This is a genomic window from Leptothoe sp. EHU-05/26/07-4, assembly GCF_043421015.1.
Taxonomy (GTDB): Bacteria; Cyanobacteriota; Cyanobacteriia; order Phormidesmidales; family Phormidesmidaceae; genus Leptothoe; species Leptothoe turfae.
This window is the reverse complement of record NZ_JAXSQV010000009.1, coordinates 41,019-59,871: the sequence shown is the minus strand read 5'-3', so window position 1 is coordinate 59,871 and position 18,853 is coordinate 41,019. Positions and strand designations below refer to the sequence as shown.

14 protein-coding genes are annotated in these 18,853 nt (G+C 43.8%); 13 read left to right on the top strand and 1 reads right to left on the bottom strand.

The features are described 5' to 3' along the window. Positions 1-33 precede the first annotated feature (33 nt). From U2F10_RS34960 to U2F10_RS34945, 4 genes are all read left to right on the top strand, one after another. On the top strand, positions 34-1,302 hold the full coding sequence (locus tag U2F10_RS34960; RefSeq protein WP_499874770.1) for a hypothetical protein: 1,269 nt from the start codon (positions 34-36) through the stop codon (positions 1,300-1,302). A gap of 361 nt (positions 1,303-1,663) precedes the next feature. Next, positions 1,664-2,944: a hypothetical protein gene (locus tag U2F10_RS34955; protein WP_163701056.1), complete on the top strand. Its 1,281-nt coding sequence runs from the start codon at positions 1,664-1,666 to the stop codon at positions 2,942-2,944. 194 nt (positions 2,945-3,138) lie between these two features. Then, positions 3,139-4,449 (top strand): hypothetical protein, encoded by a 1,311-nt coding sequence (locus U2F10_RS34950; protein WP_499874769.1) that lies wholly within the window; start codon positions 3,139-3,141, stop codon positions 4,447-4,449. 117 nt (positions 4,450-4,566) lie between these two features. Next, on the top strand, positions 4,567-4,773 hold the full coding sequence (locus U2F10_RS34945) for a hypothetical protein (RefSeq protein WP_163701050.1): 207 nt from the start codon (positions 4,567-4,569) through the stop codon (positions 4,771-4,773). 301 nt (positions 4,774-5,074) lie between these two features. On the opposite strand, the gene U2F10_RS34940 is transcribed toward U2F10_RS34945, so the two are convergent. Continuing rightward, complete coding sequence (locus U2F10_RS34940) at positions 5,075-6,376, bottom strand: eCIS core domain-containing protein (RefSeq protein WP_163701048.1); 1,302 nt, start codon at positions 6,374-6,376, stop codon at positions 5,075-5,077. A gap of 616 nt (positions 6,377-6,992) precedes the next feature. On the opposite strand from U2F10_RS34940, the gene U2F10_RS34935 reads away from it, so the two are divergent. The 9 genes from U2F10_RS34935 to U2F10_RS34895 all read left to right on the top strand — a co-directional run bounded on the left by U2F10_RS34935 (position 6,993) and on the right by U2F10_RS34895 (position 18,852). Next, the gene (locus U2F10_RS34935) at positions 6,993-8,204 is read left to right on the top strand and encodes a hypothetical protein (protein ID WP_499874768.1); all 1,212 of its coding nucleotides are present in this window, start codon (positions 6,993-6,995) and stop codon (positions 8,202-8,204) included. Positions 8,205-8,231: 27 nt separating this feature from the next. Continuing rightward, positions 8,232-8,570: a hypothetical protein gene (locus U2F10_RS34930; RefSeq protein WP_499874767.1), complete on the top strand. Its 339-nt coding sequence runs from the start codon at positions 8,232-8,234 to the stop codon at positions 8,568-8,570. 701 nt (positions 8,571-9,271) lie between these two features. After that, the gene (gene arsM, locus U2F10_RS34925) at positions 9,272-10,126 is read left to right on the top strand and encodes an arsenite methyltransferase (RefSeq protein WP_163701038.1); all 855 of its coding nucleotides are present in this window, start codon (positions 9,272-9,274) and stop codon (positions 10,124-10,126) included. 385 nt (positions 10,127-10,511) lie between these two features. Beyond that, entirely contained in the window at positions 10,512-11,480 is a 969-nt protein-coding gene (locus U2F10_RS34920; RefSeq protein ID WP_499874766.1) for an acyl-CoA desaturase, read from the top strand. 15 nt (positions 11,481-11,495) lie between these two features. Next, positions 11,496-11,936 carry a fatty acid desaturase gene (locus U2F10_RS34915; RefSeq protein ID WP_499874765.1) on the top strand — a complete coding sequence of 147 codons (441 nt, stop codon included), beginning with the start codon at positions 11,496-11,498 and terminating at the stop codon, positions 11,934-11,936. A gap of 35 nt (positions 11,937-11,971) precedes the next feature. Next, positions 11,972-12,562: a fatty acid desaturase gene (locus tag U2F10_RS34910; protein ID WP_499874764.1), complete on the top strand. Its 591-nt coding sequence runs from the start codon at positions 11,972-11,974 to the stop codon at positions 12,560-12,562. Positions 12,563-12,726: 164 nt separating this feature from the next. Next, the gene (locus U2F10_RS34905; RefSeq protein WP_499874763.1) at positions 12,727-13,557 is read left to right on the top strand and encodes a long-chain fatty aldehyde decarbonylase; all 831 of its coding nucleotides are present in this window, start codon (positions 12,727-12,729) and stop codon (positions 13,555-13,557) included. 59 nt (positions 13,558-13,616) lie between these two features. After that, the gene (locus tag U2F10_RS34900) at positions 13,617-15,716 is read left to right on the top strand and encodes an AMP-binding protein (protein WP_499874762.1); all 2,100 of its coding nucleotides are present in this window, start codon (positions 13,617-13,619) and stop codon (positions 15,714-15,716) included. Positions 15,717-15,753: 37 nt separating this feature from the next. After that, positions 15,754-18,852 carry a type I polyketide synthase gene (locus U2F10_RS34895; RefSeq protein ID WP_499874761.1) on the top strand — a complete coding sequence of 1,033 codons (3,099 nt, stop codon included), beginning with the start codon at positions 15,754-15,756 and terminating at the stop codon, positions 18,850-18,852. Position 18,853 lies beyond the last annotated feature (1 nt).

Sequence of the window (18,853 nt, the reverse complement as noted above, 5' to 3'; positions counted from 1 at the left end):
TAATTCGTTACTTTTTTCTTTCCTCTGCCTCCTATGAAAAATCGACTCCTCACGTTAGAACATAACCTCTGTAGCTCTTCTGACAAACCCAAAAAATATCGAAGAAAACGATACCATGGCCCACCTAAACAACAGTCGCACCAGGTTTACACTCAGGCACAATCCTTTGACTGGGATGAGCCCATTGAGCTGACCTATAACAGCGAGAGTAATTCCTACATAGCTAACACAGCCTATGCAGCTGCCTATGGGGACGAAGATTATGGCGAGGATGACCATGCAGCCAATGCCTTCAGCATGGACGACGGTTATGACGAGGATGACCATGTGGCCACCACCTTTGAGTGGCTTGAGGATAAGGACGATGAGGGTGCCTACAGGGTCAGCACCTTTGGCATGGACGACGACTATGACGAGGATGACCATGCAGCCACCACCTTTAAGTGGAAGGATAATAGAAGGACTGCAGCCTTTGAAGTCGAGTCCTTTGACTTAGAGGATGGCGAGCAAGGTTATCAGCAAGGGACTATTGGACAGTCATTTGGGCAGTCATTTTCAGTCGCTGATCTTGACGAGGATACGTTGGCGGAGGATTTGGACTTTAGCGATCTCGATACGGCATCAGAAAAGGCTCAGAGTGACCAGGCGATGAGCGATCGTGCCTTTGCTGCAGATCTTCAGGCGATTCTCAGTGGCAAGAAAACCTATGACCAAGGTCGCAGTGACAGGGTTAAGGCCAACAAAGATGCTCACCAGTTATCGACAGCTGCATCAACAGAGACAACCCCAGCATTACCCGATGACATCCGAGAAGCGGTGGCTGATCCCCACGATGTGTTTGATCAAATGTCGTCCCATATGCCCCACAATCAAATGGATGATACGCCGGTAATACCGGTGCGTAGTCAACCGGTTGAGGTTAAAGAAGATATGACTGGGTCACGAGCCCATGATGTGTTTGACCGCATGGGACATAATATGAGCCATGCAACCTCGTTTAACTTAGGCACCATTTCCCTAGAACAGCGGTTTGATGAGTTTGATCAGGAGTTACAACAGACAACAGAGAAACAAAATCAGCCCCATAAGGCACGAACTGGAAACCGCCCAATATCCTCAGATCACAGTGCGTCATTGACATTAGATGAGGCAGCGTTAGCAGCGGATCTAGCCCAGATGCAGTCGTTAAGTGAGGCAGAGGGGAGAGTTGAGATGAGTGAAAAAGAACAACAAGAGCATGAAGCTGAAATGCCTCAAGAAACTGAGACTAGAGAGTCCAATGAAGTAATAGAAAACGTGTAGGAAAAAGATCAACCACATGAAACTTTCGCTAGCCGTTAAAAACTGCTTAGCTAAAGATTTTTTCCTGCATCATCAAACCACCTTTCGCTTGATGCACCACGACCTTCGGATGACATGATGCCCAATATCTATGGATTTTAATCAACATTGTGAAGATAATTATGGACGAAATATTGGCGGCATGTAGCTAGTATGACGTTGCTAAGAGATTTATCTAGAGCACAACAAAGAGAGGATAGAGAAAGTCGTTCAACCAGAAAATCAAATAGATTTTATCTGAGTGAAACCTCTGATCATTTGAGCAGAAGAAGAGAAAGTACTTCGATTGATCACCATTACCTAACCACAACGAGAAGAAGCCATGAATCGGTTAATAGCACTTCAACAAGCCCTCAATGCAAGACAGTCAGTATCTGTACAATCCCAGCAGAAAACACAAGAAAACAGAATAATTAGACCGTATCGGTCAATTCCGATGCAACCACATCCGTCACATCACCATGCCACCTACAGCATGGGACAGGCATACCAAAGCTGGTCAGATGTGGAAAATGCAGCGAAAAAAGACAATGTGGATTATGCAAACCGTTTAAATGCCATTATCACCGATCCCGGAGTATTAAATCAGAATGACGAGGGCAATTGTGGCATCACATCAGCGATAATGGCGTTACTCCACCTTGTCAGTGTCAATAAGCAGAGTAGCTCGGAGAAACGAGACGCACGGAGGGAAGAGATAAACAAGCTGATCTATGCAATCCACAAATCTGAACAAATCCCCCAACAGCTTATGTGGCGTTCAACATACAAGCATATGACAGCAACTAGCAAAACTAACCCAGCCACAGCTAGTAAGTCAATTATCTGGAATAGACTTAACAAGAGGTTCGACCAATATGGAAAGCAAGACGACAATAGTAATATCATAGATCTCAAAAATAGTTCAAATGTTGGCGACTATACCCTCATTGTTTCAGTCCTTCTGTTCTTCAAAGATCATTTGAAAGCTACGGCACCGCATGAGTGGTCAGCTCTGGAAGATTTTAATACCGCCCATGGGTTTACATTACGCCCCCAGACGAAGTTAAAGAACATGCAGCAGAAAAGTGCCGGCCCTGACCCCAAGACAGGTGATTTAGCGTTAACTGTCAGAGCTCTTCGCCTACTGAGCGATTTAATGGACATTGGCACAGGATATCCACTACGAGACTATGAATTCGCCAATATACAGGCCCCAGTTAAACCAGTCGATGAGAATAAAGTCAAAGCCAAGATCCAAAAAGAAATAAAGGGCCATGATAAAAGAACATTAAAGGAAATATACGATAAGAATCTAGCTGCTGTTAGACCCCACCCTAAGGCAGATCCGGTTCAATGGCAGTCAATCAAATTTCCCTGTTATGTTGGAGTATATTCGCCTTACCACATAACTGACGGAAAACTCGACACCACCAAGCACTATAAATCGGCAATGGTCAAGAACCTAATCCCATACAACTTATTGCAGCATTGGATTTACATGCCAGACCATGAAACAGTTTGGACATGGGGCATGAATACAAAGTTAAACAACAATAAAGCACACGTAGCAATCAAAAACCTGGTACCCCAGATAGTTATACCAGTTTACCTCCGACCCTAAAACAGAACTAAGGTACGTTACAACTTTCCTGTAACTCACTGATTTCCTGAGTGATTAGCTGAAACCAAGCTAACTTGTCCAATCATCAGTCAACATTTTTTTTCGCCATACTCAGACCCTAGAGAATAACAAGTAATAAATGATATTTATCTCTCTTCCTGCTTAACCCTCAAATACTGCAAGGATCTCTCCCCATGAATCGCCTCTTCAAACTACAAAACGCCCTAACCAGCAAACCAGCAAAGCGAAGACCACTCACACCAAGACTAAAGCCCCTTACTCCCATACCTAGACCAGAACCACCCAGGATTCTAACGCCGCCACCCGCACCCACCGCATTCTCAACCTACAGCCTTGCCAAAACCATCGACAACTGGGAAGCCCTGGATCAAATCACCATCAATATACCCCTATCCATCAAAAGACGACTTACCCGGATAGCAAAGGCACCCTGGGCATTGGACCAAAATCAGGAAGGCAATTGTGGCTTTGCCGCCGTTATTATGGCCATGCTCCACCTCAAGGCGATAGACCCAAACAGTGGGCAATCATTAGACGCAGATCTACAGGCAATACTGCTTGAATTAATTGATGCCATTTATACATCAACTGAGCTATCAGCAGCGCAGTCACAAGACTTCAAGTCTGAGAGCAAGTATAAAAGCCTAATTGCCACCAGCCGATATACCAACCAGGAGCGAAATGGTAAGGCAATTATCCAAAATCGGATTGAAAAACGTCTTCTCCATCACCCATCTATTGGAGAAGTGGCCTCCTTTGCTGGTGACTATGTGCTGCTTGTCGGCTTAATGCTGTTCTATAAAGATCATGTCAAAAAGAGAAATACTAATCTGTGGCAACAGCTAGAGAAATTTAATCAGATCCTTAAAAATGAATGGCCTAAGCTTCATTTAAAGGACATGGGTATCCTCGATTTAACAAAGGACGGTCTAAAAAAGGGCGATTTTGGTTTAACCCTAGAGGGAATGTTAGCATTGTGCCAATATTTGTCCATAGATGCAGTACACTATACCGACAATACCGTTAGTGCGACTGAGCGACAAAAAACACCTCTTAAGGAAAAGGTGTACAATACGATGCACCAAAAGTTTATGCAGGAATCTAGTCGTGGTGGCAACGGCATAACTTTGTTCAACTGCTACAAAAACAATATAGATAAGTTCGTCCGAGCTGATAAAGCAGATTCTAGTGCTCCAGTTAGTTGGTCAAACCTCCCATGGCCCTGCATTGTCGGCGTTTATGAAGAGTCCGATTTTTACACCAAGCAAGAGACTGAAACTAATGGAACCGAGGAAAAATTCAATAAAGAACAATTGAAGCAGTGTATTCCCTACAACCTATTGCGACACTGGCTCTACATGCCCAGTAAAGACCAAGCCTGGTCCTGGGGCTATAGCGTAGATTTTAATGAAACTTACGAGAGTGATTCCATAGAGGCCGATATCCTTAATGCTGTTCCCATGGAAGTTATCGCCCTGGGATGAGGCCTTGGCACAAAATATAACAGCGACAATTAAACTGTAACGACTCGGCTTTACCACTATCCTGACCTTTGCCAACCTCCGTTTTAGTCCTTTATCCCCTTTATCAGATCATTCACCATGGCTTACGCCCCCTACACCTACGGTTATGCTCTAGATACCGATAATTTAGACGATGAATATGTTAGTGAGCCCAGGCTGGACTCACAAGATGATTCCAACACTCCGGTATTGCTCAATGGCATGACCATTCTCTTTGAGAGAGCTGTCCCTGTGTCTCCCATTCGTCTAATTCCTAAGGCCCAGTTATCCCAGCGTCGTCGGTAAAAGCATCGGACATGAAAAACGTTTCAAGGAGCCGCTATTAACCCAGTGACCAGACCTGATTAAACCCTTGTTGCAGGTACTCTAGCTCCATTGTCATCAGTCATTTGCCTCTTTCGGCCACAGCTTTGGAGCATTGCTAAGTTTCGAAGTAGCCTATCAATTGCACGAGCGCCTGGGGAATGTAATGTTCCCCAGGCGCTGACGGTTTCAGTCCGTTAACACCCTCCGGCTAGTCCCTCAGCTTGAGTTTATCTCCATATCGCAAGACCATTGGGAGTATGGACAACCGGTAGTTTCTTGCTTAAACATGTCCCCATCCTGCATTTAAATCAGCCGCAGTTGGAATCGCTGGATGTGTTGTCGATCTATCGACCTTATGGCTTCTCCATCCACCGTCGTACATGAACCTCACATCTGTACTATCGGCCTCAAAATTTGGCAAGATAGAGGTACTGTCTTTACTTTCGACATTGTTATCATGTCCAGTGCCACCAGCTACTTGAAACGGCAGAAATTTTCTTTCATTTTGATCCCATATAAACCACACCCGCCGTACATTGACATGATCGACCTCAGTATCCGTAGCGTTCATAACAACTTCTGCACTGGTATAGTGCGCCTTACCCATCCAACCTGCCCACTCCTCACATAGAATATGGGGATATTCATCCTTATCATCATTCTTATAAATCCACACTACATTGCGAGGTGTTCGGCCAGGTGATGATTCATCTTCCAGATATAGCTCCTCATCGTTGATGGTCAGACGCCCCCGAAACCAATTAATTGAACCTGGATATTTTTTTGACGGAAATTGAGCTTCATCTAAACCCTCTACTGATTTACCATCAACCTTGGCGTAATCCAGTTCCTCTGATTTAAATCTGTAGTTTTTGTCATCTCCATGGAGACGGACAAACCAGCGTTTGTCTTTGTTGGGGCCTTTATCGGTGATCACACCACTTTTGCCAACTAGTTTGGCTTCTGTATATTTCTTGTTAACTGTGATCTCTACTCCAATAGCATCAGCTCCCAAGCCATAGGTAACATGCCGTTGTATATACCAGGACGAGCCGATACCTTGGTCATGGCTTCCGCCCCCTTGTTGAATAACGTGAGTGAGCTCATGGATAAGTAATTCTTGCCCTGCTTGGGTCTCTGGCTGGTAAGCATCCTGTCTAAAAAAGATGTGATTTCCAATCGTAAATGCGATTGATCCCAGGGCACGATTCAAACTATCAGATAGTGAATCATGGTGTAGTTGCACCCTGCAAAAATTGGCTCCCATGATGGTTTCTAGCTGTTGTTGCAATGAAACTTCTAAAGTCTCTCCATCCGTTGTACAGGCTTGATAAACCAATGTTTGAAATTCTGGATTGGTAGGTAAGCCAATACTTCTGTCACTCTCTGGGATCAGGGTAGGTCTAGAAACCACGGCTATTCCAGGGTTAGGAGAGTTAAGTTGTTGAATCACATGGGCAGCGATTTGATCCGCTTCTTGCTCATACTTGTCATTGATGGCACCAATTGTCAGTTTAGGTTGAATCACCAAGTCCGTATTGGAGATTAGTGCTGATGTTACCTGTGATAGGTTAGTTTTCATGGATAACTCCGAGTAATAATTGACAGAATAATGTGACTGCACGATATCAGCAGCCAAATACTGGAACATTGAAAAGATCTGATGAGAACTGACTAGCAGTCGTTACTTCAAGGTATCAAGAGATATTTCAATTTCTTGAAATATTGCCTATCTTTTGAACTTTGTAACAATCTCAAGTAATCCTGAGACGGAAAGACTTGTGTTTTCATCAATGTAACATGGCATTAAAATCTTCTGCATCCATCAGGTCAGTACAGAATCCAAGATCAAGCTAAAAGATAAGATTTTCATATAAATACAAGGGAGCTAGTAACAGAACTCTCAAAAAATCTGTGTTAGAGTTTAGCTTGAGTGGTACAAGAGAACTTTTGAAGATATAAGTTCTCAAAAGAGATAGAGAAAATATAAATGGCCGCATCCTATTCTTTCCATAGCAGATGGTTCAGTCATTGTAGTAGCTCACCTGCCTAGGAAATACATAAGCTTATTCAGTTCTTTAAACAGCTAGTGAAATTATAATTTAACGTCATGTAATGGTTGGACAAAACAGATAATTGACTCAAAGACATACTTCTAGATCTTAATTGATAAACAATAGCCCTCTAGAGGATCAACTATGAACCGCCTACTAGAACTTCAAACAGCACTTCAACAACAAAAATTACAGCAACAACAAGGGGATGATTACGCAGGCTGGTCAGGCTCCTTGTCTAACTACAGCATTGCTCAAAATGTAAATGATTGGCAGGATGCTCTTAAGCTAGGTCTTAGTGTAGAAATAAAATTAAATAGCTATGAAAGGTTAGAAAATCTTAGAGATAAGCCATGGCTACTGAATCAGAATCAAGAGGGGAACTGTGGCATGGCCTCTGCCTTGATGGCCATGCTTTATTTTGCTAATCGGCAGAATGGAACACAAGGTAAGGAGCAGATATTGATCGAGTTACTCGACGCAATTTACCATGGCACTGATTATAAAGGGATGTCAGTCAAAGCCAACTTAAATAAAGATCGAGGAGGTAAGGGCATTGTACAAAATCGAATAGAAAAACGAATGGCCCATTATTACGATGATGATTCAAAAGAGACAGTGCCTGGGTATCCAACTGACTACACGCTGATTGTCGGTTTGATGATTTTCTTTAAGGATCATCTTCGACAACATAAATCGCAACTATGGGAAAAAGTAAAAGACTTTAACAATTTGTTTGAAGGCATTAAAATAGACCAGAAGAATAAAAAACTCCATAGCCTGCAACCTCAAGAAGTATCAGATTCAGGATACAAGAAAGGAGATCTAGCATTAACGCCTAGAGCCCTCTCTGTACTGTGTGAAAGGCTAGGAATCAGAGTCACGCCTTACAGTGATTTGGATATACTTTATAAACGCAAGAAAGACAAACTTCCTTTACAGCAATTGATGAGCGAATCTGTAAAGAAAGTCATAGATCTGGTGGAACAAAAAATAAATAATGAGCACAATAGCTTTACTCTACGTGCGCTTTCTCAAAACCCTACATTAGGTAAATTAAGTGGTTTCCAAGATCAGAAAATCTCTTGGAATCAGCCTGCATGGCCACGTATAGTTGGCATCTATGACAAAGATTCTTTTCAAAAAGAAGATCCTAATCAGCGCAATCAGAAGATTTTTGATCGTGATAAAATCCAAAGATTTCTGGATGACAACTTGCTAATGCACTGGGTATTTATGCCTGATGCAGATACCGTTTGGACCTGGGGAGGAAAGCATAATCTTAAGGATGCAAATGTCGATACGGAAGTCGCGAATATGATTCCTGTAGAAGTACTTGTTGTAAGTCGAGCTTAATGGGTGCTTTTCTAATCAGCTATTATTATGTCTTTTAGACCTGACCTATCCAATGACTATACCCTGGACATTGCTGCATCTACCAGTAATGTCCAGGGCCACACACGCTTAAACGGTATGAGGATCCTTTTTGATAAAGTTGTTCCTGTCTCGCCAATTCAGCTAATGGCTAATGGCAAGCGAAATCGCCATCCACCCCATCAGCCTAATCCTATTGGCTCACCTGATGAGACATCATCTGATGATATTTTAAGATCTCCCCACCCTTACCCTGCAATCCCTTCCAACCAAAGTCATCGCCTTTCTCAACCAAATCTTTGGAAAATCCAGCGTCAGTTCTTTGAACAACAGGGAGTTAAAGCGTGAAATCAAGGTACTGTCCCCCACTACATTACCAGTAATCCCTTCATTGCCAATGCCTATGGAAAAGTTGTTTATGGTTTCCTACAAGATTGGTACGGTTCAAACCTGAGTAACAACAAAACGCCTAGAATACCTGCTCAGCCTATTTACATCATTGAGCTCGGAGCAGGCTCGGGTCGCTTTGCCTATCATTTTCTAAAAAAATTCTTTGACTTCTTTAGGCGATCGCCGCTAAAGACTATTCCCACCAAATATATACTAACTGACTTTAGCGATCGCAACCTGAACTTCTAGCGCAAGTATCCATTACTCCAGGCCTACTTTGACTAGGGCATCCTCGATATCCCATCGGCGAGTCTCGTAATTTGGCCAATTATCTTGGCAATCTCCTCTATGAGATAAACTATTATGATAAAGCTCTAGAGTATTTCCAACCTCAAGTACATTAACCATGTTCTAAAATTAGAATCCAACCACGTCCAAGCCATAGCCCTACGCACCGAAATCCAGAAAAAACTCAAATCCAGAAAATCTGACAGCTCAGTTTGAATACATTCCATTCAATACGCCCTACTCCCAATTCCTGTGCGTCGCTAAAATGTGTTTATCCCATCAGAATCTGCTATAGCTAGCTCGGTGCAATGTCACACCGAACATATAGAATTTGTCCAGTGCAATAGTGACTATCCTACAAGTAGATAACAATGGTAGATGATATTCGTCAGAAAGTTGCGGAAGCGTATACGCAAGCCCTAAATAAGGAGACTGCTAATTCTGATACCTCAGATTCTGACACATCATCAGAACAGCTATCATTTTCTGTCAATCATGAAGCGCTGACAAAAGTGTCTGGATATAGGGATGAGCAGTCAACAGAAAGTCATCAAGGAGCTGCCGGGAGTTCTTTTGGTTGTGGTAATCCAGTGGCTTTTAGCGCTATAGAGCCTGGACAGACAGTGCTGGATTTAGGTTCAGGAGCTGGGTTGGACTTACTGTTGTTAGCGGAAAAAGTTGGTCACGAGGGTCAGGTGATTGGGGTTGATATGACTGATGCAATGCTGCGTCTAGCTCAAACCAACATTGACAAAAGCCCTTATAAAAATATCCAGGTTTTACAAGGATATATCGAGGACCTACCCTTAAAAAATAATTCAGTGGATTGGATTGTGTCTAATTGTGTCATCAATCTGTCTCCTGAAAAAAATAAGGTATTCCAGGAAATGGTGCGGGTGCTGAAACCGGGTGGGCAATTTTCAGTCTCTGACATGATTGTTGAACAGCTGCCTCAGTGGATGCGCGCAGATCTCGACATGTATTTTGCTTGTGTGGCCGGAGCAATTACTGAGAATGACTATATCAAGGGGCTGGAACAGGCTGGATTTGGAGACGTTCGAGTGGACGATCGAATGGTTTATGATCGAACTATGATAGGAGCTGTGCTAGATTTTGAGCAAACGTTGACTGCCAAAAATGTTTCTAAGCAAGGCATTGACTATATTTTAAAGAAAATTGTAGGCAAAGTTTGGAGTGCCAGATTTTGTGGTGTGAAGTTGGTCTGATTAATGATTTGCTGAAACGTCACACCAATCATGGTTATCGAGTGCAATGTAATTGGGCCTTAGATTCCCGTATCAGGTTGTTAGATAACAAAAATCCGAATAGAAGGAAAGGAACAGAATCGCTAAGGTGACTAGCTTTTAGCTTCTGTTGTGTTGACTAATGATATTCTATGGCTTACGTAGCTATGGCAATAATAAGAGGGGTCTGTATTTGACTCTTCTGCTTAAAAAACTTTGGAATTGGCAATTAATATTTGAGAAAATTTTTGTTTCTCAGTATTTCTAAGAGTATTTCAATCTTATAATCCTAATCATGTGGTATTAATCACACAGTAATTTAGATATAGATCTCATTCTCATTTCATTAGAAGCAGGCGAAATACGAATGGATTCATTCCATCCTCAAGTCTCACCTCAAGCTAAGGTCAGACCTTATCAAAAACGCAAGACAATATCGAGTGCCTACATAAACCGGATTCAGCGAAATCATTTTTTGTTGTACACAATCGGTCCATTTGTAGGGACTATCTTAGCGTTTATCTCTCTCAGTTGGTTAACGTTTGGTCCCATAGAGTTAGGCATTACGCTATTGATGTGTGGTGTAACTAGTATGGGGATCACGGTTGGATTTCATCGTTACTTTACCCATCGCTCCTTCAAGACGAATCGAGTGATGCAGGTTCTCTTTATTATTATTGGCTCGATGGTGGCTCAAGGTCCTGTTGTGTCTTGGGTGGTGATGCATCGCCGTCACCATGAGTGCAGTGATGCACCGGAAGACCCTCATTCACCCAACCACCATGGAAAGGGGCTGATTAACCGGGTAAAGGGCTTATGGCATGCCCAAGTGCAATGGCTTATGGATTATGAATATGCTAATCCAGCCTATTATGCACCTGAACTGATGAAGGACCAAACACTGGCTAAACTAAGTCGTTATTACCATGTTTGGGTGTCCCTGGGACTATTGCTTCCCGCTATTTTAGGAGGGGTGTTGAATTTAACCTGGCAGGGTGCTGTACAAGGATTTCTCTGGGGGGGAGTTTTTCGAATATTTATTACCCAACACTTAACGGGTAGTGTAAATTCCCTCTCCCACGTTTATGGTCAACGATCCTTTGAGACAGATGACCATAGTCACAATATATTTTGGTTAGCAATCCCCACTGGAGGGGAAACCTGGCACAATAATCACCATGCCTTTCCAAGTTCAGCAATTTTTGGTTTGGAATGGTGGCAAGTTGATTTGGGTGGATATTTCATCCGTGTGCTAGAGAAACTAGGGCTGGCGCGGGATGTTAAGATGCCAACAAAGGCAATGTTAAGCCAAAAGAAGATGCCTCAGAAGGTATAAGAGAGGTAAATTGAAATGACGGTGCCAAACTCAGCTTTTTCCCTCCCTGTCCAACAACGAGCTTTTACGACTAAAGAGTTACTTAAAAGTTTGCCTCAAGACTGTTTTCTCCAGCAACCACTCAAAGCCTGGACTTCTGTTTTTGTTAGTGTATTGGCTGTTGCCTTAGGCACTGTGGGATTATTTTTTGCCCCCTGGTACCTCTGTCCTCCATTATGGATATTTACCGGGACTGCTTTGACGGGTTTCTTTATTTTAGGACATGAGTGTGGCCACTACTCTTTTGCTAAAAGAAAATGGGTGAATGAGTGTTTAGGACACTTGTTAATGCTACCTCTGCTCTATCCCTTTAATAACTGGCGCATTCAACACAATACCCACCATCGTTTTACTAATAAATTGGGGGGGAGCGCTGGCGACAACTTCAAGATGTTATCCATCGACGAGCTGATATAGCTTGGTATCCTCTCCGACCTGAGGTTTGGAAGTCAATGTCCCTTAAAGGGCGATTGACTTACCAATTTTGGCGGGAATGGTTCTGGTGGTTAGCCTCAATTCAAAACTGGTGGTATGAGTTGAATCTCAAGCGTTCTACCTTGTCTACAGAAGAGTGTTCCAAAGTGCGACTCTCCTCAGTGCTCGTTTATCTCTTTGCTGTAGTTGCCTTGGCTTGGCTCTACTATTTGGGTGGGATTTGGGCTATGGGCAAGTTTTGGTTGTTACCTTGGTTAGTTTTCCACTTCTGGCTTTCCACATTCACTCGTGTGCATCATAGTGCGGTAGATATTCCATGGCGAGTAGGAGAAGAATGGAATAATGCAGAAGCTCAGCTATATGGAACAGTACATTGTCGATATCCCCGTTGGGTTGAGTTTCTTTGTCATGACATCAACATTCACATCCCTCACCATATTTCCACTGCAATTCCTCACTATCATTTGAGAATGGCTCATACAAGTCTCAAGAGAAATTGGGGAGAGTATATGCGAGAATCAGAATTTAGCTGGCATTTATTCTGGCAAATGGGAAAGCTAAATCTCTATTGTCCTGAGCAAAAATGTTATTTGCCATTATCTGATTGAAATTCATTCAAACACTAATTTTCAATGCAAGTTAATCTTTTCACATTTTCACACCTTTACTAAGGGTCACATTTTATGAACGATTAGATGTTATTTACGATTAGCTCTGCTTAAATTACGAATATTGTTGCTGACAAGTTAGGTAAAACTAGGAGAGAAGAATTATGGTTGCTGAAGTTCAGACGAAGTCGGTTAAACCTTCTACTTTGAAGGAATACAATAAACAATATCAAGATTTATTGGCATTTCTAATATCAACTTTAATCGCTGGGGAGATTACGGCCACTGAGAACTATTGTCGTTTGGTTGCTCTACTGGACGATACAGATGAGAAGATGGAGGCTGTTCATCAAGCTTATGCTGAATCTAAGCATGTCAGGAACTTAGTGAAACTGGCAAAACGTTTGAATTTACCAGTGGTTGAAAAAATTGTAGAACCAGAATGGTTTACCATTCGAAAGCACTTTGACGCAGCGCTAGCGAAAAAAAATCTAGCTGTATGCTACATCATTCAAGACGTTATGATTGAGATTTTAGCTATCACTACGTATCTGGGGCTAGCTGGAATTGGTAAAACAACGACGGTTGACGGAGAGACTGCTAGAGTATCAGAAAGTATTCTCAACGATGAGCTAGAACATTTTGAAATTGGTATATCTCGATTGAAGCAATTACTTCAACAAGATTCAGATGAAGCTCACGATGCATTGATTTGGGCTCATCACAGAGTCATGCCTGAAATCTTAACTGTTGTTCGTGAAGGATGTACCTCCTTGTGTGGAGAGCTGGGTGTGGTTTGTGGCACATTTAATGCTGGAGATATGGGATTTGAAAGTGGTCTGGCAGCGAAAGAAATTGTTCGTCGTTATATTGAAGCCTTAGAGAGAATTGGTTTTGACCAAAAAATTGTTAATTCTCTGGTCTCGGGTTTGTCAGATTATCAACCTACTCAGGAATCAGTTCCAGTCAAAGTTAAGACTAGTGGCTGCTGCTAAGCTAGAGCAACAGACTTGCAAGGCCCCATTTAAAGAAATTAAGCCGATTTAGGAGAATCATGAGCCTGTCTGTTAGACCACGCACGTCAGTTCCCAAAACGCCTACGTTAGATGATCAGTGTACTCTTTTGGATTTGTTGACTTGGAGAGCCCATCATCAATCTCATCAGATTGCCTATACCTTTCTTGTTGATGGCGAGTGCGAAGTAGCCACTTCCTGGTCCTATCAAGAATTGGAGCAACGAGCCAGAGGCATTGCTACTCACCTGCATAAAATCTCAGCTGTTGGAGAGCGTGCCCTCTTAATTTATCCGCCTGGATTGGACTTGATTGCGAGTTTTTTAGGTTGTCTTTATGCAGGTATTGTTGCAGTTCCAGTCTATCCCCCTAAATCCAATCAGCGGTCGTCTTCATTCCAATCGATTGCTGCTGATGCTGAGGCTAAATTTGCACTCACAACAACAGCGTTGCTGAGCAATAGCCGCAAACAGTTAGAACAGGAGGTATATTCATCGCCACTAACATGCATTGCTACTGACGCTCTGCAAAATGCAGACAACTTAAACTGGCAGGATCCTGATTTAACTCCTGATAGCCTTGCATTTTTACAATATACCTCTGGGTCTACGAGTAAGCCCAAGGGGGTAATGGTTTCCCATGGGAATCTCATCCATAATTCAGAGCTGATTCAAAGGTGTTTTCACTTTACCTCTGATACTTGTGTTGTGAGCTGGTTACCCCCGTACCATGATATGGGTTTAATTGGCGGCCTACTCCAGCCCCTTTATACAGGCTGTTCGGCAGTGCTGATGCCGCCAGTCAGCTTTTTACAAAAGCCAATTCGCTGGTTGAAGGCGATTTCGCACTATAAGGCCACCATCAGCGGTGGCCCAGATTTTGCCTATAAGCTTTGCGCACAGAAGATTCGACCAGAACAGTTAGCGGCTGAAAATTTGGATCTGTCCCATTGGTCAATGGCCGTTAGTGCAGCTGAACCCATTCGAGCTGAAACCATACAGCATTTCACGGCTAAGTTTTCACCCTTTGGGTTCCGTCAAGATGCGTTTTCTCCCTGTTATGGGTTAGCAGAAGGAACCCTGCTGGCTTCGGGGCGCTTTGATGGGGCTCCTTTGAAAACTAAGTGGTTTGAACGCGAGGCTTTAGTTCAGGGGCAGGCTGTAGATGCTAAGCCCGATCACCCGAAAGCGTCCTGGCTAGTGAGCTGTGGCTACAGTGACCAGAGTCAAAATATTGTTATTGTTGATCCTGATTCATCTAGAACTCAGCCAGAAAATACTGTAGGTGAAATTTGGCTCTCCGGGGCTAGTGTGGCTCAGGGGTATTGGCAACGTTTTCAGCAAACTAGTAAAACGTTTCAGACATATCTTGCAGATACCGGTGAAGGGCCATTTATGCGTACTGGTGATTTAGGGTTTATTGCGGAGGGTGAACTTTTTGTCACGGGGCGACTCAAGGACTTAATTATCCTGCGTGGTCGTAACTATCATCCGGAGGATCTGGAATTGACACTGGAGCGGATATCACCTGTTTTGCGTCCCCACAGTGGGATTGCTTTTTCGGTTGATGTTGAAGGGGTAGAGCGATTGATCCTGGCCCAGGAGATAGAACGTCACCACTTAAAGGATTTTGATGCGAATATGCTGGTGGATTCTATCCTTGACACTTTTGTAGAGCAGCATGAACTTGAAGTCCATGGCATTTTGTTCCTGAAGACAGGCAGTATTCCCAAGACAGCAAGTGGAAAACTCAAGCGTTCTGTTTGCCGCAGGCAATACCTGGAGGAAAGCCTGAATGTTGTGGGGCAATGGTTTGCCACGATAGATAGCCGTTCGGCTGATGCAGAGGACAAAGCAGCTCAGATAGTTACTGAACAAACCGCTAAGGCTGATTTGAGTGAGGCAGGAATTGCAGAGTATTTGATCAATAACCTGGCTCAAGCGCTAGCGATTAACCCAGAAAAAATTAATCCTCGTCACAAGATACTTCGCTATGGTTTAGATTCTGTTACGGCGGTTAATGTGACAGCGAATTTGGAAGCCAGGCTTCATCTAGAATTGGATCCCACAATATTTTGGGAGCATAAGACTATCAGTAGTCTGGCTCAACATTTACATAAGTTGTTGGAGGAACAAGATTAGCATTAGGTATTGAGGGAGCCTTTTCTTATAGTCTTTTATGAAAGAACCTATTGCAATTATTGGTATTGGTTGTCGTTTTCCAGGCGTTAATGATGCTGATGCTTACTGGAAGTTGCTATGTGATGGAGAGGATGCGATTTCACCCATTCCCTCCAAGCGAGCCTGGTATATGCCGTCACTCCATGCGCTAGATTCCGACTCATCCAGTACAGAGGTTTCCTGTTTAGGCGGTTTTTTAGACCATGTGGAAGACTTTGACTGCCAGTTTTTTGAAATTTCTCCTCGCGAAGCCATTACTATGGACCCCCAACAGCGGCTATTGCTTGAAGTCAGTTGGGAAGCCTTAGAAGATGCGGGAATCTCGCCTGAGCAGACCATGGGTAGCCAGGGGGGAGTGTTTGTCGGGATCAGTAGTGGAGATTACTCATACTTAATCTGCCAGTATCGCCAGGTTGATGCCTACTACAACACAGGGATTGCCTTTTCTATTGCCGCCAATCGTCTTTCCTACTATCTCGATTGGCATGGCCCTAGTTTAGCCTTAGATACGGCCTGTTCTTCCTCGTTGGTGGCAGTCCATCAAGCCTGTCGGAGTTTGCAGTATGGAGACTGTGATTTGGCCTTGGCGGCTGGGGTTAATTTGATTTTGCGCCCGGAGATGACCCTGGCCTTTAGTCAATCTAAGGTTATGGCTGCCGATGGTCGTTGTAAGGCCTTTGATGCGCGAGCTGATGGCTATGTGCGCGGTGAGGGAGTGGGGGTGGTGGTTTTAAAGCCCTTGTCGAGTGCGATCGCAAATAACGATTCCATTTATGCCGTCATCCGAGGCAGTGCCATCAATCAAGATGGCCAGAGTAACGGTCTGATGGCTCCAAATCCTGCGGCCCAGGAGGCCGTATTACAAGCCGCTTACCAGGATGCGAAGGTCTCTCCAGGGAGGGTACAGTATGTGGAAACCCATGGCATTGGCACTCAGTTGGGAGATGTGATTGAAGCAAAAGCATTGGCCAAGATTCTTTCCCAGGATCGCGAAGCAGGGAAAGACTGTGCCCTTGGTTCAGTCAAGACCAATTTGGGTCACTTGGAAGCTGCTGCTGGCATGGCTAGTTTGATCAAGGTGGCGTTAGCCCTTAAACATCAAAAAATCCCAGCAAGTTTGCACTTTCAAAAGCCGAATCCTTATATTCGCTTTGAGCGGATTCCGCTTAAAGTACAGCAGACATTATCTCCCTGGCCAGAAAGTGACTATCCAGCCCTAGCCGGAGTAAGTGGGTTTGGATTTGGGGGGACAAATGCCCATGTGGTTTTAGAGGAAGTCGGACGTCGGAAATCGGAAGTCGGAAGTCAGGATCTGCAACAAAGTCATTCGATGCATCTGCTGACATTATCGGCGAAAAGTGATGGGGCACTTGATCAGTTACGGCAACGATATCAGGTCTATATTCAGCAGAACCCAGATGTAGACTTGGCAGATCTTTGTTTTACAGCTAATACCGGGCGGAGTCATTTTCATCATCGTTTGGCAGTTGTTGGGGATACCCTGGAGGACATAGCTGAGAAGCTGAATGATGATTCCGTTGAAATACCTTCCGAAAAATCTACAAACGGATATGCCAGAGCAACGTTAGGGGATGATGATATTCCCCCTAGCGTTGCCTTTCTGTTTCCGGGGGAACAGTCTGCTTACCTGGGGGTGGGGCAGCAGTTGTATGAAAGCCAGCCACTGTTTCGACAAACAGTGAATCGGTGCCATGAATTTTTGCAAGCTGATTTAGGTGCATCCTTAATCGATATTCTTTATCCTCAATCTGCTCAAGATCAGTTCGCTTCGCTGTCTGATGTGGCGGTGTTTGCTCTAGAATATAGCCTGGCTCAACTTTGGGTCTCCTGGGGAGTGCAGCCAGACTTTTTAATCGGGCATGGGCTAGGGGAATACGTTGCGGCCTGTGTAGCTGGGGTATTTAGTTTGGAAGAGGGGCTGCGTCTGTTGGTGGCTCGACAAATGCTATTGCAGTCAGTCGAGTCTGACGGTGGAATGGCGGTGGTGATAGGAAACCAGGAACAGGTTGAAGCTGCAATCTCAACCCATGCCTCAAATATAAGTATTGCAGCACATAATGCGCCGAGCCAGTGGGTTATTGCTGGTGACAAGCAAGCACTTCAGGCCGTCTGCCAAACATTGGAAGATAATGGGCTCTTGACCCAGCTGTCATCGACAGAATATGCCCTATATTCTCAGGTGATGGCACCGTTGCAACAAGAATTAGAGTCGGTTACAGCAGAGATCAACTATGCTTCACCCAGTATTCCGATGATTTCTGGTATTAGTGGGAAAATTGCTGGCGACGAGATCACAACGCCTGCTTATTGGGCCAATCATCTCTGTCAGCCAGTTCAGTTTATGGCAGGAATGCAAGCGCTATGCAAGCAGGGCTGTACCATTTTTCTAGAAATGGGAGCCAAGCCGTTATTAACCCGACTGGGCCAGCAATGTTTATCGGAGGACTATCTTTGGTTGTCGAGTTTACGCAGTGGTAGGCATGGAATCTCTAAGGCACAGTATCAAGATTGGCGACAGCTACAGGAAAATCTCGCTCAACTTTATGCTCAAGGAGTCTCCATTGACTGGTTTCAGTTCCATAATGGCCAACTCTGTAAAAAATTAAGGTTACCAACCTATCCTTTCCAGCGAGAACGATACTGGATTGATACTGACTCTGTGGATCAGGTGGAAACTCCCTTTAGGCCTATCATTAGTCAAGATCCTCTGACACTATTGCAAGCAAAGATTTGGCAACAGTTAATGCAAGTTGAAATCGGTGATCGATCTAAAGTTCTAGAAACCTACCTCCAAGAAGTTGTAGCGTATATTCTCCGGTTAGCCCCTTCTAATATCCCCAATCCCCACCTTGATTTTATTGAACTGGGGATGGATTCCTTAACAGCTATGGAGGTCAAGAACCATATTCAAACCGCGCTAGGAATTTCGCTTTCTGAGACTTTGGCATCCCGCCACTCCTCAATTCACAAACTTGCCAAATACTTAGCTGTCACAGTGGAGGTGCCTTTGAGAAAACCACAGGATAATTCAGAGGTTTGTGGATCGAGTGGAAAAGTAAACATCTCAAACAGTTAAG

Bases quoted from the DNA above. Each gene is read 5' to 3' on its own strand.
- U2F10_RS34960 (WP_499874770.1), top strand. From the start codon at position 34: ATGAAAAATCGACTCCTCACGTTAGAACATAACCTCTGTAGCTCTTCT.
- U2F10_RS34905 (WP_499874763.1), top strand. From the start codon at position 12,727: ATGGTTGCTGAAGTTCAGACGAAGTCGGTTAAACCTTCTACTTTGAAG.
- U2F10_RS34895 (WP_499874761.1), top strand. From the start codon at position 15,754: ATGAAAGAACCTATTGCAATTATTGGTATTGGTTGTCGTTTTCCAGGC.
- U2F10_RS34930 (WP_499874767.1), top strand. From the start codon at position 8,232: ATGTCTTTTAGACCTGACCTATCCAATGACTATACCCTGGACATTGCT.
- U2F10_RS34955 (WP_163701056.1), top strand. From the start codon at position 1,664: ATGAATCGGTTAATAGCACTTCAACAAGCCCTCAATGCAAGACAGTCA.
- U2F10_RS34950 (WP_499874769.1), top strand. From the start codon at position 3,139: ATGAATCGCCTCTTCAAACTACAAAACGCCCTAACCAGCAAACCAGCA.
- U2F10_RS34940 (WP_163701048.1), bottom strand. From the start codon at position 6,376: ATGAAAACTAACCTATCACAGGTAACATCAGCACTAATCTCCAATACG.
- U2F10_RS34945 (WP_163701050.1), top strand. From the start codon at position 4,567: ATGGCTTACGCCCCCTACACCTACGGTTATGCTCTAGATACCGATAAT.
- U2F10_RS34935 (WP_499874768.1), top strand. From the start codon at position 6,993: ATGAACCGCCTACTAGAACTTCAAACAGCACTTCAACAACAAAAATTA.
- U2F10_RS34920 (WP_499874766.1), top strand. From the start codon at position 10,512: ATGGATTCATTCCATCCTCAAGTCTCACCTCAAGCTAAGGTCAGACCT.
- U2F10_RS34915 (WP_499874765.1), top strand. From the start codon at position 11,496: ATGACGGTGCCAAACTCAGCTTTTTCCCTCCCTGTCCAACAACGAGCT.
- arsM (WP_163701038.1), top strand. From the start codon at position 9,272: ATGGTAGATGATATTCGTCAGAAAGTTGCGGAAGCGTATACGCAAGCC.
- U2F10_RS34900 (WP_499874762.1), top strand. From the start codon at position 13,617: ATGAGCCTGTCTGTTAGACCACGCACGTCAGTTCCCAAAACGCCTACG.
- U2F10_RS34910 (WP_499874764.1), top strand. From the start codon at position 11,972: ATGTCCCTTAAAGGGCGATTGACTTACCAATTTTGGCGGGAATGGTTC.